Origin of the sequence: Arenibacter aquaticus, assembly GCF_003957295.1 — a bacterium.
Classification (GTDB): domain Bacteria; phylum Bacteroidota; class Bacteroidia; order Flavobacteriales; family Flavobacteriaceae; genus Arenibacter; species Arenibacter aquaticus.
In genome coordinates this window covers 232,831-248,627 of the sequence record NZ_RQPJ01000001.1, presented here as the reverse complement: position 1 = coordinate 248,627, position 15,797 = coordinate 232,831, and the positions used below count along the sequence as shown (strand labels likewise).

Sequence of the window (15,797 nt, the reverse complement as noted above, 5' to 3'; positions counted from 1 at the left end):
GTGTTGCTTAAATTTAAATATGTGTAGATTCTCTAATAATTAATTGATGTCTCAAGGTAATGGAATTGGCGGGCTGCAAGTCTAAACTTCCGTTTAGTTGGCTAATTACACTTTGTCCGGCCAGTACGCCCATTTCGTAACCGGGATAGTTAATGGTACTTAAGGGAGGCGTGACCAGTTCGGAAATAGGGTCGTTGTTAAAACCTATTATTTTAATGTCTTCAGGTATTCTGAAATGTTCTTTTTTTAGAGCTTTAATGCAATGGGCCGCAAAGGTGTCACTGGCTACGAAGAGTCCGTCTATAGCTTGTTTTTGGTTTTTTATATAATTTATCACCTTTGGCACATCATTGGGGTCCAGTTCGGTCTCTAGGCAATTCGATTTTTTAAATTTCATTTGGTGTTTGGCAAGGGCCTCCTTAAAGCCCATTAGCCGTTCGGAATATACATTTCTTTTCAGGTTGCCACTAATGCAGAGCAAGTTTTTGCACCCCTGTTCTATTAGGTGTTCGGTTGCTTCAAAGCCGGCCTGCTTGTTGTTGATTATTATAGTGGAACAATTGGGGAGGTTGTGTACCCTATCTAAAAAGATAAGAGGTATGTTGTGTCTAATATAGTAAGCAAAGTGATCAAAGTCATTGGTGTCGTAGGCAAGGGATACCAATAGGGCATCCACTCCACTGTTATACAATGTCTTGGCATTTAGTTTTTCCTTTTCCATCATTTCCAAAGACTGACTAATAATGAGGTTGTATCCAGCCTCATTTACGGTCTTTTCTATTCCTGCCAAAACATCCGACATAAAGATGGAGTTTAGTTTAGGAACTATAACGCCTATGGTGTTGGACTTTTGAGTGCTGAGGTTTACGGCAAATTTATTGGTTTGGTACCCCAGTTCGTTGGCCTTGGCAATGACTCTTTGCTTGGTCTTGTCACTAATGGATCGATGGTTGTTTAAGCTACGGCTTACAGTGCCTGCCGAAACCCCCAGCGCTTTGGCCAAATCGTAGATTGTTATCTTTTTGTCCATCTTCCTGCTTGTAATTGCTTATGCAATAATACGCAATAAAATGATTTACTGGGTTATGTTTTATTTATTGTTGTACAAAAAATACATTATTCGTAGATATCGGGCTGTTTTATTGTCTAAATAGTATGTAAATAATATTTAGCGTGATATTTTTTTACGCAATCGGTTGCGTAATAAAATGCAATTATATAGATTTGGGGAAATTAATTGTAGAAAATATCCCCACCTAAGGTGATTCTGTTCCCTAAATGGGGCCCAGTAGCCAAGCTGCGAAGTGTAGCAACTGTAGTAGTTTAAGTGCATTGGAGGTGATTTTTTCTATGATATAACTAACCAAACTAAATAGTATGAAACAAAAACAATTGAAATGGGTTTTTAAAAAGAAAAAGCCATTGAGGTCAAAGAAGGTGGTGCATGTGCTAATGAGTACACTGCTACTCTCTTCAGTGCAGGCAAATTTTGAAAATACAAGGGATGAGATCAATACGGTGGGTACGCTTGTGGTGCCGCAACAGCAAGTAAGTGGTACTGTTTTGGATGGCAGTGGGGTGCCTGTTCCCGGTGTCAATATTGTAGTTGCCGGTACAATCAACGGTACCCAGACTGATTTTGACGGTAATTATAGTATTACGGCAAATAAGGGAGACGTTGTGGAGTTTTCCTTTATTGGTATGAAGACCGTTAGGGTAACCGTAGGGGACGATCCAATAATAAATGTGGAAATGTTGGAAGATGCATCTGCCTTGGACGAAGTGGTAGTGGTAGGGTATGGGACAACAAAAAAATCTGATTTAACCGGTGCTGTTAGTCAGATTTCTTCTGAGGAATTGGAAATAGAGAAGCCCAATGATGTTTCCGACATGCTTCGTGGTAATATTGCTGGACTATCCGTTGGATTCAGTACCTCGGCAAAGGGAACAAGTGGATTTCAGGTAAGGGGAAATACCACCCTCACCGCGGGAAGTAGCCCATTGATAGTCTTGGACGGTACCATATATAACGGTGATATATCAGACATAAACCCTATTGATATTGAGTCGGTAAGTGTATTGAAAGATGCCAGTTCGGCGGCAGTTTTTGGAGCCAGGGCGGCCAATGGGGTAATTACCATAACTACCAAAAAAGGGAGTGGGGGAAAGCCATCCATTAATTTTAGCTCCAATATTGGCTTTACGTCACTGAGCAAAGATCAGCCCGTTTATGGGCCAGATGGCTTTGTGAACTGGAGAAAGGACGTTGCGCAAAGTACCAATGTAGGCTTTTCTCCTGAGGAGTATTCGGATCCCAGAAGCCTAACGAATGTATCCGTAGAAGATTGGTTGGCCTATGATGGTTCGTCCGGGGATCCTGTGGAGGTTTGGTTAAGAAGATTGAATTTGCAGCCCATTGAAATTCAGAACTATATGGAAGGTAAATCTATTGATTGGTATGACCTAACATATCAGACCGGGGTTAGGCAGGATTATAATTTAAGTCTTTCTGGAAGTTCGGACGTTCTAAAGTACTATTGGTCCATTGGCTCAACAGAAAATGAAGGAGTCGTAATTGGGGATGAGTTTACAACTATTAGAAGTAGGTTGAATCTAGAGGCTGATGTTACGGATTTTATTACAGTAGGTCTTAATACCCAATTTGCAGAAAGGGATGAAGGTTCCGTTCCTGTAGAGCAAAGGATTACGCAGAATTCCCCATGGGGCTCTTTTTATGAAGAAGATGGAACAACACTTAGGTTGAGTCCACAGGATGATTCCGGTGCAGGGGCCAGAAATCCGTATCTGCCTATGGAATTTACCGACCGTATGGTGAAGTATAATACCTTAAATGCCAATCTTTACGCCAATGTAAAGTTGCCTCTGGGTATAACCTATAGGGTGAATTTCACCAACAGGTATACCTTCCTGAATAGTTTTAATCACCGTTCCAGTGACCATCCGGAATGGCAGTCCTTTGGAGGGGATGCCAGTAGGAGAAATTTTAAATCATACGAGTGGCAATTGGATAATATATTTAAGTATAGTACCACAATTGAGGACCATCATAATTTGGATTTAACCTTATTGATCAATGCAGAAAAATATCAATCTTGGGACAATACAATGTCCAACAAAGGCTTCGATCCAAATGACAACCTAGGGTATCATAATATGGCGGCAGGGATATTGCCCGAAATATCCAGTAATGACCAATACAGTACCGGAGATGCTTTAATGGGAAGGATTAATTATTCCTACAAGGATAAATATTTGTTGACCTCTTCTATTCGTCGCGATGGCTATTCGGCCTTTGGGGTGAATAACCCAAGGGCGACTTTTCCGTCCTTTGCCTTGGGGTGGATACTATCTGAGGAAAGTTTTTTAAATGATGTAAGCTGGCTAAATTTCTTAAAGCTTAGATATTCCAAAGGTGAAAATGGGAATAGGGATATTGGGCGCTATGCTGCACTTTCAGATTTAAACACAGGGAAATACCAACTAGTAGACAATGCAAACAATGTTTATATTGTTTCCCAGCTATACGTAAACACTATGTCTAACCCTAACCTAAAATGGGAGCGGACAGTTGCCAATAACGTTGGATTGGATTTTGGCTTTTTTAACAATAAGATCTCTGGATCGGTGGAATTTTATAAGGCGGTTACCAAAGACTTATTGGTGAGTAGGTCCTTGCCCGATATTATAGGTTTTAATAGTATTCTGGACAATCTTGGCGAAGTGGAAAACAAAGGGTTTGAGTTTACCTTGAACACCAAAAATATCAATGCCCACAATTTTAAATGGGATACCTCCTTCAACTTTTCCTTAAATAGGAATAAGATATTGCATTTGTATGGGGATATGGAAGATGTTCTGGATGATGAAGGAAATGTTATAGGTCAGCGTGAAGCCGATGATATTTCCAATGGATGGTTCATAGGGCAGTCTACCGACCGCTATTTTGGATTAAAGACAGATGGCGTTTATACTACGGATGAAGCTGATGAAGCGGCGGTCTATGGCGTTCAGCCAGGTGATTTTAGGGTTGTAGACGTTAATAATGATAACTTGTATACCAATGAGGACAAGCAATTTCTAGGGTATTCCTCCCCTCGGTTTAGATGGACCCTGAGGAACCAGTTTGAGCTGTTCCAAAATTGGGATTTTTCATTTATGATGTACTCCTATTGGGGGCACGAGGGCACGTTTAATCAGGCCAAGAACCAAGGATTTGGAGATAGGACAAGCTCTTATGTTCTGCCGTATTGGACAGTGGATAACCAAATTGACAATGCGGCTAGGTTATTTTCTAGCAATGGATCGGCAAGCTATAATGTATATGTGGACAAATCCTTCATTAGACTTCAGAATGTTTCCTTGGGGTATACCTTGCCTAAGAGCCTAACGGAAAAGTTTAAAATTTCCTCTTTAAGAATATCGGGAAACATCAAGAATGCTGCTGTGTGGACCAAAGAATGGGATTTTTGGGATCCAGAAAATAGCGGTCCTACCCCCCGAACAGTTACGCTTGGTCTAAATATTACATTGTAAAAATTTTAATATATAACATTGAAATTATGAAATTATATAAAAATAAAACCCACCATATAATCGCGGCTTTGTTGGCCGTTCTGGGACTGTCTAGTTGTTCAGAAGACTTTTTGGAGCCCAATCCGCTTTCCTTTTATGCACCGGAAAACACCTTTATAGATGAAGATGGAATGCGGGCTGCAAATATCACCAACCTTAGAAATATGAGATATGAATGGTATGGGGACGGTGCACCAATTATTACCCAGAATATTTTTTCGGAAGTAGCCGTGGAAGGAACAACGGATAAGTCGGGCCCAGCTCAAGATCTCAATCTATTGATTCTTCCCGACAAAAACCTAAACAGCGTAAACACCAATAGGATTGGTTGGTATTGGTACGAAGGCTTTAAAGGGATTAAATATGCCAATACGGTGATCACCAGAATAGATGATGCTACCTATCCTTCAGAAGCGGTAAGAAACGAAATACTGGGGACGGCATATTTTCACAGGGCCTATCGGTATTATAATCTAACCCAATGTTTTGGGGATGTTCCTTTTATTCCAGGGGAGGCCACACAACCTAAATTGGATTTTTACAGCAATACCAGAGAGAGTATTTTGCAGGAGTTAAAGAGAAATCTGGAGTTTGCGGCCCAATGGGTTCCCGATGTGATGGACAAAGGTGAGGTTAATAAGGGAGCCGTAAATCATTTATTGACAAAGGTAAATTTGGCTTTGGGCGATTTTGATGATGCCGTTGCCTCAGCATCGGCTGTTATTGACGGGGGAGTACATAAATTAATGACAGATCGTTTTGGTGTTGACGTGAATGACGCTTCCAAAAATGTGATTTGGGACTTGCATCAGGCAGAAAATAAAAGCTTACCGGCCAATACCGAGGCCCTTTTATTGGTGATAGACCGTTTGGATGTTGAAGGTGATCTTGCTGGGGGTACCAGCGTTCAAAGAAATGCAGTTCCCCTCTGGTGGTCCGGTTTTAATACTCCAGCAGGTAACAGGGGTACCTTTGATGACCCCAATGATTCCTTTGGATTAATACAGAAATACGGTAGGGGAATTGGTAGGTGCAGAGGTACCTCCTATAGTACCAAACACATTTGGAAAGATGAAAACGATTTAAGACATGCCCCGGGAAACTGGATAGACATGGAGGATATTGTTTATAATAATGCCGCTTTGGTGGGGCAGGGAGATCCCTATTATGGAAAGAACCTGCAGTTGTATACGGATGATGGCTTAAATATTCTGTGCAACGACACTATTAGAAATTACTATGGATGGCCGCAGTACAAGTTCGCTATTGATGATCCAGAACGATTAAAGCCTCAGGGAGGTCATTCGGACTGGTATGTATATAGATTGGCCGAGACCTATCTTTTAAGGGCCGAAGCTTATTTTTGGCAAGGACAAACAGGTCTGGCAGCAGCCGATATCAATGCGGTAAGAAATAGGGCCGGTGCCGCTGATGTAACCGAAGTGAATATTGCTACAATCCTGGATGAAAGGGCAAGGGAACTTTATTATGAGGAGCCTAGAAAAGCCGAATTAAATAGAATCTCCTTCCTTTTTGCCAAAACAGGCAAGGCAGCATATAATGGAAAGGTGTATAGCATGGATAACTTTAGCCAGGATAACTTCTTTTATGATAGGATAATGGAAACGACGGATTTTTACAATAAAAATGCTTTTACCAGGCATGGTGATGAATACACTATGAGTCCACATCATGTTTTATGGCCTATACCCCAAGGAGCTATCGATTCCAATACCGGGGGAGTAATAAACCAGAATGAGGGTTATCCTGGTACGGAAAATAATCAGCCGCCCCTGACCAACATACCTGAAATTTTTTAACGAACCCAATCAGCGATTTTGTAAATTCCACTCTTTCAATCTATTTAAATGAAATATATATTCTTTTTTGGTGTTTTGATGTCCTTGATGTTTTCTTGCAAGGAAGCGGAATCCTATAGTTTTACAATAGAGGGGAGGACTGCTGTTTTACAAGCTGCTCCGGTCTCCGTCAACTTGGAAACTATTGGGCTGGAGAAAATAGGAGACCTTAGTGAATTTGTCCTTGGTAATGAAGGGGAGCAGATTCCGTTTCAGGTAGATAATGACAAAAAAAGGCTCTGGTTTGTTCATATGCCACAGCGTTCGGTGAACTACACATTTGGGAGGGTAGCAGCCAATACGCAAGCCGATGCGGGAGTTTCAACAAGCCAAAACAAAGGGGACCTACACTTGTCCATAGGGGGTGTTCCCGTGCTTACCTACAGGTATGGGATGAGCTATCCTCCCAAGGGGGTAGATTCCATTTTTAGAAAATCAGCTTATATTCATCCCTTGCTGTCACCAGCGGGAGATACTTTGACCCGTATTCAACCTCCGGACCATTATCATCATTATGGAATTTGGGGCCCATGGACCCATACCAGGATAGATGGGGAGCGGATAGATTTTTGGAACTTGGTTGAAGGCCAAGGCACCGTACTTTTCAATAAGTTTAACGACACCTTCTCTGGGCCTGTCTTCGCAGGTTTCAGTGCGCATCAAGAACATATTAACCTAAAAGCTTCCCAGGATAAGCAAATAGCCCTAAATGAAAATTTGGAGGTAAAGCTGTGGGACCTGGGGCGTTCAGATAGATATATGGTAGATTATATCAGTACGTTTAATACGCCCTTGGAGTCTGGTATTCTATTGGAGGCCTATCGCTATGGCGGCGGCCTTGGCATGCGTTTTACAGAACGTTGGAAAAAGGATAATTGCACCGTGCTCACTTCAGAAGGGAAAGACAGGCTCTCGGCAGATGGTACCAATGCGCGTTGGTGCATGGTAACAGGAGAGGCATCATCAGGAGAGGGTACAAACGGGATATTGTTTCTTAGTTATCCAGAGAATAGAGCTCACCCAGAGCCCATGCGTATTTGGCCCATGGATGCCAATGGAGGCAGGGGGGATATGTTCTTTGAATTTTGCCCTATTCGCCATAAAGAATGGAATATTGAGTCAAATAAAGACTATCGCCTAAAATACCGTATGGTGGTTTTTGAAGGGGAACTTTCTCCAGAGGAAGCAGAGGGGTATTGGAAAGCATATGCGGATGCTCCTATAATATCAACAAAATAAAATTTAATATATATTTACAAAAACAGTAACATGAAAAGAAGAAAGTTTATTAATAATTCCTTGATGACCACGGCGGCGGTTGTTGGATTTCCAACCATTGTCCCTGCCAGTGTTTTTGGGAAGAACGCACCTAGCAATAAAATAAATATCGGACAAATTGGTTGTGGACGAATTGCGAGGTCGCACGATATTCACGATACCATCCGTTTTGACCAGACCCGTTATGTGGGCGTCTGTGACGTGGATGCCAACCGGGCAGCAGATGCCAAGGTTTTGGTAGACAAGTATTATCAACAAAAAACGGGAAAGAGTAACTATATGGATACCAAGGTCTATGGTGACTACCGTGAAATGTTGATGAATAAGGATATAGACGCCGTAGTGATCAGTACCCCGGACCACTGGCACTCCCAGCCCGCAATGGAAGCGGCCTTGGCCGGTAAGGATATCTACCTGCAAAAGCCAACCTCCCTTACGGTTAGGGAAGGGCAGCAGTTGCGTGATGCCGTCCAGAAAACTGGAGTCATCCTACAGGTAGGTACCCAGCAAAGGGCCATGCCACAATTTAGAATTGCAGCAGAATTGGTAAGGAACGGAAGGATTGGTAAAATACATACCGTAAAAATTGGTCTTCCAGGAGATCCTGCCGGACCGGAAGCGGCCCCAATGCCAGTTCCCAGTAACCTTAACTTTGATATGTGGTTGGGGTCTACCCCAGATGTGCCCTATACCGAAATAGGAGTGCACCCACAACAAGGCTATAGCCGTCCGGGCTGGCTTCGTTTAAGGAGCTATGGTGCTGGTATGATTACAGGTTGGGGACAGCATCACTACGATTCCGCTGCTTGGGGTATGGATACCGAATTAACAGGTCCTACTTCCGTGGAAGCCTTGGCCGAATTCCCAAAATCGGGCTTGTGGAATGTGCACGGAGATTTCTTTGTAAAGCATCAATATGACAATGGTATAACCGTTTATACTAGCGGTGGCTATCCCAACGGAATAAAATATATAGGGGAAGATGGGTGGATTTTTGTTTCCCGTGGAGCCTATACGGCATCAGCCTCCGATCCGGTAGATAAGGAGAAGAGCAGCAAAGCCCTAAATGCCTCCGATCCAAAGATTTTGGAATCGGTAATCGGAGAGAACGAAATCCATTTGGAAAAAATAGATGATCAACACGGGAACTGGTTAGATTGTATAAAAACTAGAAAGGCGCCAATATCGCCAATAGAAAAAGGGCATAAAGCCTGTGTAACCTGCCTGATCAGTGATATTGCCATGCAGTTTGATAGAAAATTGGAATGGGACAATGACAAGGAAATGTTTGTCAATGATGACGAGGCCAACGCAATGTTGCACCGTGAGCAGAGAAAGCCTTATGGTACCGACTATGTGAAGGCCTAAGCAAAAATTGATATATTTACCGTGAAGAATTCCCTTTCTAGGATAGGTGGTAGTGTCCAATATCAAAGGAGGGGAATATTCTATTATTAAAATACAGCCTATGAAATATAGTGTGTGGACCCTCCTGATGCTTTTGTGTCTGGGATGTGGTCAAAAAAAAGAAAACGTAAAAAAAACGGAAGAAAATTCAACCAATATGGTGAAACTAATGACCTTGGATCCGGGGCATTTTCATGCTGCCTTGGTACAGAAAACTATGTACAATGGGGTAGATTCCACTATTTATGTTTTTGCACCGCAAGGCCCGGAAGTACAGGATTTTCTAAGTAAGATCAAATCCTATAACTCTAGGTCTGAAGCCCCAACCCATTGGAAGGTAAATACTTATTTTGGAGACGACTATTTGGAGAAAATGATAGCCCAAAAGCCAGGGAATGTCATGGTGGTGGCAGGAAAGAACTCTAAAAAGATAGATTATATCCTGGCTGCGGTGAAGGCCGGACTAAATGTATATGCAGACAAGCCATTGGTGATTAATCCGGAAGGCTTCCAAAAACTGGAACAGGCCTTTAAGATTGCCAAGGAAAAAGGTGTTATGATCTATGATATCATGACCGAACGCTTTGAGGTTACCACCGCGATGCAAAAGCAATTCTCCATGCTCCCCATGGTTTTTGGGGAATTGGAAGATGGCAGCAGGGTGAACCCGGCCATAAGCAAGGAAAGTGTTCATCACTTTTTTAAGTACGTTTCGGGTCAGCCCTTGGTTAGACCGGCATGGTTCTTTGATGTAAACGAAGAAGGAGAGGGTATAGTGGATGTTACTACCCATTTGGTAGATTTGGTGCAATGGGAACTTTTTCCAGATCAAATTATCAATAGAACGGATATAGAGATGGTAGCGGCCAAGCGTTGGCCAACTGTATTGACCTTGGAAGAATTTAAGAAAGTTACCGGTCTGGACAGTTTCCCGGACTACCTTAAAAAGGATATAGAGGACAATAAGCTGAAAGTATATTGCAATGGGGAAATGGTATATAAAATTAAAGGAAAATATGCCAAAGTATCGGTTATTTGGAACTATCAAGCTCCTGAAGGTACTGGTGATACCCACTATAGTATTATGAGGGGGACAAAAAGCGACCTGATCATAAAACAAGGTAAAGAGGAAAACTATAAGCCAACGCTTTATATTGAGAACAAAGGCACAGAGAATTTTGATGCTGTTCTGGGCAATGTGGTCCAAAATACCATAAATCCAATGTATCCCGGAACTACTGCTGAAAAAGTGGGGGATAATGTTTGGAAAATTAATATACCCGACCAATTTAAAATTGGTCATGAGGCACATTTTGCCCAAGTAACCCAAAATTATTTGAAATACTTGGAAGAGGGCAAATTGCCAAATTGGGAGGTGCCCAATATGATTGCTAAATATTATACAACCATTGAGGGCTATAAGATGGCCAAAGAAATGGAGTAAGGGCTGTACGTAGAACCTAGTAGTAAACATTATAGGTTATAGCATTTTTGCAATCGATTGCAATTGTTGACCTATGGTTAATCTGGTTATTGATACGTAATGTTATTTCCTTATATTATATTTGGATTTTGTGGAATTATAGTAATAAAACTTAATATAGATGAGTCAACTTTTTTCAATTGAAAATAAACTATATGCCCTATCGGGTGCAACAGGTACCCTAGGGGGGTCTATAGCCAACTATCTTGTAGAAAATGGCGCCAACGTACTATTGTTGGGAAGGTCATTGGATAAACTAGAGGCCAAGTGCAAGGAGTTAAACGGTATTCGCGACAATAGCGCTAGCTTGTTTGTACTGGATGTTATGGATCAGAAGCAACTGAATGATTTAAAAGATACCATTACCTCCAAGTATGAAAAATTGGACGGACTAATCAATCTGGCCGGAGGTAATATTCCCGGGGCTACCCTAAAACCAGATCAGACCATTTATGACATAGAACTGGGCGATACCCAAAAGGTGGTAGATATCAATCTGTTCGGTACTGTAGTGCCAACTATCGTTCTTAGTGAGATCATGGCTAAACAGGGATATGGTTCCATAGTCAATATTTCATCCATGGCGGCCAAGCAAACAATTTCAAGGGTGTTGGGCTATTCCATGGCAAAAGCAGCGGTGGATATTTTTACCAAGTGGATGGCGAACGAATTGGCTTCTAAATTTAGCGATAAGGTTAGGGTGAATGCCATAGCGCCAGGTTTTTTTATCGGAAACCAAAATAGAAGGTTGCTAACCAATGAAGACGGTTCATTTACGGATAGGGGAGAAAAGATTATTGGCAATACGCCAATGGCGCGTTTTGGCGATGCCTCGGAACTTAACGGAATGGTCCACTACCTTCTTAGTGATGCTTCTTCTTTTGTAACCGGAAGCATTTATGAGATAGATGGTGGGTTTAGTTCATTCTCCGGAGTGTAGCAATGCAGTTTTTAAAGAAAACACTGCGTTGGTTCGGACCCAATTTTGGTGTATCCCTAAAAGAGATTAAAGAGCTGGGCGTAGAGGGTGTTGTAACAGCCTGTCACCAGGTGCCTATTGGGGAAATATGGACCTCAGAACAAATCGGCATACTAAATAAGGAGATTGAAGATAACGGACTTGAGTGGTCTGTTGTGGAGAGTGTAAATATACACAAGGCCATAAAATATGGATTGCCAGAACGGGACCTGTATATTCAAAACTATATAGAGACCCTAAAAAATTTGGCAGGGCACGGCATTAAGGTGGTCTGTTACAATTTTATGCAATTGATAGATTGGACCCGAACCGATTTAAATTATGTACTGCCCACAGGTGCTGTAAGCCTCTTATATAACCCTCTTGCCATTGCAGCCTTTGATTTGTTTGTTCTGGAACTGGAAAATGCCCTGGAAGTCTATGGAGAGCCAAGGGTAAAGATGGCACGTGATTTTTACGATGCCCTGGATAGCCATGGGCGTGAACAACTAAATAATGCGATTTTAGCGGGAATGCCCGGTTCCAAAGACCTCATAGCTATTAACGATTTTAAGGCAACCTTGGAAGAGGTGAGCAAAATAGACAAAACCGAATTACGTGCTAACCTTGCTTATTTCTTAAAGTCGGTTATTCCAGAGGCAGAAAAATTAGGATTAAAAATGGCCTTGCACCCAGATGACCCGCCTTTTCCAGTATTTGGGATTCCCCGCATCGCTTCTACATATGAAGATCTAAAATTTATATTGGATTGTGCTCCTTCTCCTTCCAATGGTTTAACGTTTTGCTCCGGATCCTTAGGTGCAGTTGCCTCCAATGATTTACTAAAAATGCTACGTGATTTTGGTCAGGATATCCATTTTTTGCATTTGAGAAACGTTTGTCGGCAAGCGGATGGTAGCTTTTATGAAGCCGCCCATTTGGATGGATCCATTCCTATGGCTAAAGTAATGTTGGAAGTGGTTCGTGAACAAATTAGAAGGCATAAAACAGCCAAGGGACTAGTGGCTATCCCCATACGTCCCGATCACGGACATGTGCTATTGGAAGATAAAAAAAGAATGGCCGACTTTTATCCTGGTTATTCTCTTGTTGGGAGGGCCAAAGGAATGGCGGAACTCTATGGGTTGGAACAGGGAATCAGGGAAATGCTATTGTAGCTAGAGTGGTAAAAGTATAATAAGCGGAGCTTTTAGTTGAATAAAACGCAGTAATGTGACCATATTTGTTATGAATTGTTGTGAAATTTTAAAAAAAGACTATATTTAAAGTTTTTTGGAAATATATTTTAAGGTTATAATCGTTAACGTTAACGACAAAGTAAAAAATTGAATATGCAGCTGTACAGAACCCTAGGGAAAAAATTAGTTATTGCGATTGGTGTTTTGGCGTGTTTTGGATTATATTCTTGTTCCGAAATAACAAGTCATAAAACCTTGTTCTTTGCCCATTCCTTACCTATTACACATCCCGTTCACAAGGGGATTCTAGCGATGCAGGAGGCTTTAAATGAAAAGTCGGGCGGCAAACTGCAGATAAAAATATTTCCTGATGGGCAATTGGGCACAGAAAGGGAGGTGTTGGAATTGCTTCAAATAGGCAGTGTGGCCATGACCAAGGTAAGTGCCGCATCAATGTCCAGTTTCGCTCCGGAATATAGAGTGCTGGGAGTCCCGTATTTGTTTAGGGACAGCGAACATATGTTTTCGGTATTGGAAGGTAAAGTAGGAAAAGAACTGTTGGAAGGCGGTAGTGAATATTTGCTTCGCGGTCTTTGTTTTTATGACGCAGGGAGTAGGAGTTTCTATACCTTGGACGGCTTTATAAAAACTCCAAAAGATTTAAATGGCAAAAAGATTAGGGTTATGAACGACCAAATGGCGGTTAACATGGTTAATCGGTTAGGAGGATCGGCAACGCCCATGGCCTATGGGGAGTTGTATACAGCCCTACAGCAACGTGTAGTGGATGGCGCAGAGAACAATATCCCTTCATTTGTGACCTCAAACCATTACGAAATATGTAAATACTATACCGTGGACGAACACAGTATGGTGCCAGATGTAGTAGTGGTAGGGACTAAATTTTGGGATACCTTGAACGATACGGAAAAGGAATGGCTACAGGCAGCAGCCGATGAAAGTGTGGAGAAACAGAAAAAATATTGGCAGGAAACAGTAGAGGAGGGCTTGGAGATTATAGAAAAGGCCAACGTTGAGATCTACAATCCGGATAAAAGTCTTTTCGTGGAAAAAACAAAGCCTATTTTGGAGGAATTAAAGAAAGATCCCGTAATGAAAGAGATAATCGATGAAATCAATAATCAATAATGCAAACAACATATAAAATATTAAATAAGGCCATAGAAGGGTTGTTAGTGCTAATTTTCAGTTTATTGGTGCTTGATGTGGTTTGGCAGGTAGTATCCAGATACGTAGTAGGGCAATCCAGTTCCTTTACAGAGGAGTTTGCCAGATTTGCCTTGATATGGTTAACTGTATTGGGGGCCGCGTATATTAACGGGCAAAAGGAAGGCCATCTTTCCATGGATTTTTTGCTGTCCAAACTTTCGGCCGATAAGCAAATTAGAAGAAATAGGGTCATACAGCTGCTGATGGCTGTTTTTGCCTTGGTAATCATGGTGATAGGAGGAGGTAACCTCGTATACACCACCCTAAAATTGGGGCAATTATCCCCAGCCCTACAATTGCCATTGGGTTATGTATATGCCATAGTTCCCATATGTGGTCTATTGATTATTTTCTTTTCTATTTATCATATCAAAATAACTTTTAACGCCAACCAGAAATGAGTATTGAAACCATAAGTATACTAGTATTGTTTATTAGCTTTATGGGCTTGTTGGCCTATGGGGTACCCGTGGCCTATTCCATTGGGATATCTACCACCTTAACACTTCTGATCAACATTGCCTATATGCCCGCTACCACGACGGTGAGTCAAAGAATGACCACGGGAATTGATAACTTTGCCCTTTTGGCCATACCTTTCTTTATTCTGGCCGGAGAGATTATGAACCGGGGAGGTATAGCCAATAGGTTAATAGATTTTGCCAAATCGCTCATAGGGAGTCTTCCCGGGGGGCTGGCCTATGTTAATATTATTTCGGCCATGTTGTTCGGGGCCATTTCCGGATCTGCCATCGCAGCAGCCTCGGCAATAGGAAGTACCTTAACAGAAAAGATGGCAAAAGATGGCTACCCAAGAGAGTTTAGTGCAGCCGTTAATATTAGTTCTTCTACAACCGGACTGCTAATTCCACCCAGTAACGTTTTAATCATCTTTGCCTTGGCCAGTGGAGGTACCGCATCGGTAGCTGCACTGTTTATTGCCGGGTATATACCGGGAATATTGGTGGGCTTGGCCATTATGGCCATGGTCTATTTCTACGCTAGGAAAAAAGGTCTTCCCAAGGAAGAACGGGTGAGTTTTAAGAAATTGTTCCATGATTTTAAAAGGGCAATTTTAAGTCTTACCCTATTGGTAATTGTGGTAGGTGGTATTGTTGCCGGAATTTTTACGGCTACTGAAGCTGCGGCCATTGCGGTAGTATATGCGGTTTTGCTTGGTTTTATTAATAAAGAATTAAAATTTTCAGACTTTAGGTCCATCCTATTGCGCTCTGCCAAAACCACTGCCATAGTAATGTTTTTGATTTCTACCTCCATGGCCATGTCATGGTTGTTTTCCTTTGAATCTATTCCCCAATCCTTAACAGGCTTCCTCTTGGAATCTGTTAAAAATCCATTGATAGTATTGCTATTTATCAATATTACACTGCTCGTGGTGGGCACCTTTATGGATATGACACCGGCCGTATTGATTTTTACCCCTATATTTTTGCCGGTGGTCATGGCTATGGGAATGCATCCAGTTCAATTTGGAATGGTCATCGTACTAAATTTATGTATTGGGGTATGTACCCCTCCGGTGGGTACCCTGCTCTTTGTAGGAAGTGGTGTGGCCAAGGTGCCGGTAACAAAAGTTATTAAACCACTATTGCCGCTCTTGGCAGTAATGACAGCGGTACTGCTAATGCTAACCTATATCCCTGAGCTATCCCTATGGTTGCCACGTGCATTTGGCCTAATTGAGTAATAGCTTAACAGTAAAACTTTTTGAGATCCCTTATTTCTGAATGAAATAGGGGATTTTTTTTGTTGTGATGTACTACAGATTT

General features: G+C 41.8%; 11 protein-coding genes. 10 read left to right on the top strand and 1 reads right to left on the bottom strand.

Annotated features, from left to right (window positions below; all coding sequences use genetic code 11):
• Window positions 1-13 precede the first annotated feature (13 nt).
• Window positions 14-1,030 (bottom strand): LacI family DNA-binding transcriptional regulator, encoded by a 1,017-nt coding sequence (locus EHW67_RS00990; protein WP_126160475.1) that lies wholly within the window; start codon window positions 1,028-1,030, stop codon window positions 14-16.
• 347 nt (window positions 1,031-1,377) lie between these two features.
• Here EHW67_RS00990 and EHW67_RS00985 point away from each other — a divergent pair, with 347 nt between their 5' ends.
• The 10 genes from EHW67_RS00985 (at window position 1,378) to EHW67_RS00940 (ending at window position 15,715) form a co-directional block, all read left to right on the top strand.
• Complete coding sequence (locus tag EHW67_RS00985) at window positions 1,378-4,554, top strand: SusC/RagA family TonB-linked outer membrane protein (RefSeq protein WP_202911888.1); 3,177 nt, start codon at window positions 1,378-1,380, stop codon at window positions 4,552-4,554.
• Between the two features lie 26 nt (window positions 4,555-4,580).
• Window positions 4,581-6,413 carry a RagB/SusD family nutrient uptake outer membrane protein gene (locus EHW67_RS00980; protein WP_126160474.1) on the top strand — a complete coding sequence of 611 codons (1,833 nt, stop codon included), beginning with the start codon at window positions 4,581-4,583 and terminating at the stop codon, window positions 6,411-6,413.
• Window positions 6,414-6,461: 48 nt separating this feature from the next.
• Window positions 6,462-7,691, top strand: a complete 1,230-nt coding sequence (locus tag EHW67_RS00975) for a DUF6807 domain-containing protein (RefSeq protein ID WP_126160473.1) — start codon at window positions 6,462-6,464, stop codon at window positions 7,689-7,691.
• Window positions 7,692-7,721: 30 nt separating this feature from the next.
• Window positions 7,722-9,098, top strand: coding sequence for a Gfo/Idh/MocA family protein (locus EHW67_RS00970; protein ID WP_126160472.1), 1,377 nt, complete (start codon window positions 7,722-7,724; stop codon window positions 9,096-9,098).
• A gap of 100 nt (window positions 9,099-9,198) precedes the next feature.
• Complete coding sequence (locus tag EHW67_RS00965) at window positions 9,199-10,581, top strand: putative oxidoreductase C-terminal domain-containing protein (protein WP_126160471.1); 1,383 nt, start codon at window positions 9,199-9,201, stop codon at window positions 10,579-10,581.
• 160 nt (window positions 10,582-10,741) lie between these two features.
• Window positions 10,742-11,560, top strand: a complete 819-nt coding sequence (locus EHW67_RS00960) for an SDR family oxidoreductase (RefSeq protein ID WP_126160470.1) — start codon at window positions 10,742-10,744, stop codon at window positions 11,558-11,560.
• A 2-nt stretch (window positions 11,561-11,562) separates the two neighbouring features.
• Window positions 11,563-12,756: a mannonate dehydratase gene (gene uxuA / locus EHW67_RS00955; RefSeq protein ID WP_126160469.1), complete on the top strand. Its 1,194-nt coding sequence runs from the start codon at window positions 11,563-11,565 to the stop codon at window positions 12,754-12,756.
• A gap of 174 nt (window positions 12,757-12,930) precedes the next feature.
• Entirely contained in the window at window positions 12,931-13,926 is a 996-nt protein-coding gene (locus EHW67_RS00950) for a TRAP transporter substrate-binding protein (protein WP_126160468.1), read from the top strand.
• Window positions 13,926-14,408: a TRAP transporter small permease gene (locus tag EHW67_RS00945; protein ID WP_126160467.1), complete on the top strand. Its 483-nt coding sequence runs from the start codon at window positions 13,926-13,928 to the stop codon at window positions 14,406-14,408. Before EHW67_RS00950 ends, EHW67_RS00945 begins: the two co-directional genes overlap by 1 nt.
• Window positions 14,405-15,715 (top strand): TRAP transporter large permease, encoded by a 1,311-nt coding sequence (locus EHW67_RS00940; RefSeq protein ID WP_202911887.1) that lies wholly within the window; start codon window positions 14,405-14,407, stop codon window positions 15,713-15,715. Before EHW67_RS00945 ends, EHW67_RS00940 begins: the two co-directional genes overlap by 4 nt.
• Window positions 15,716-15,797: the final 82 nt, after the last annotated feature.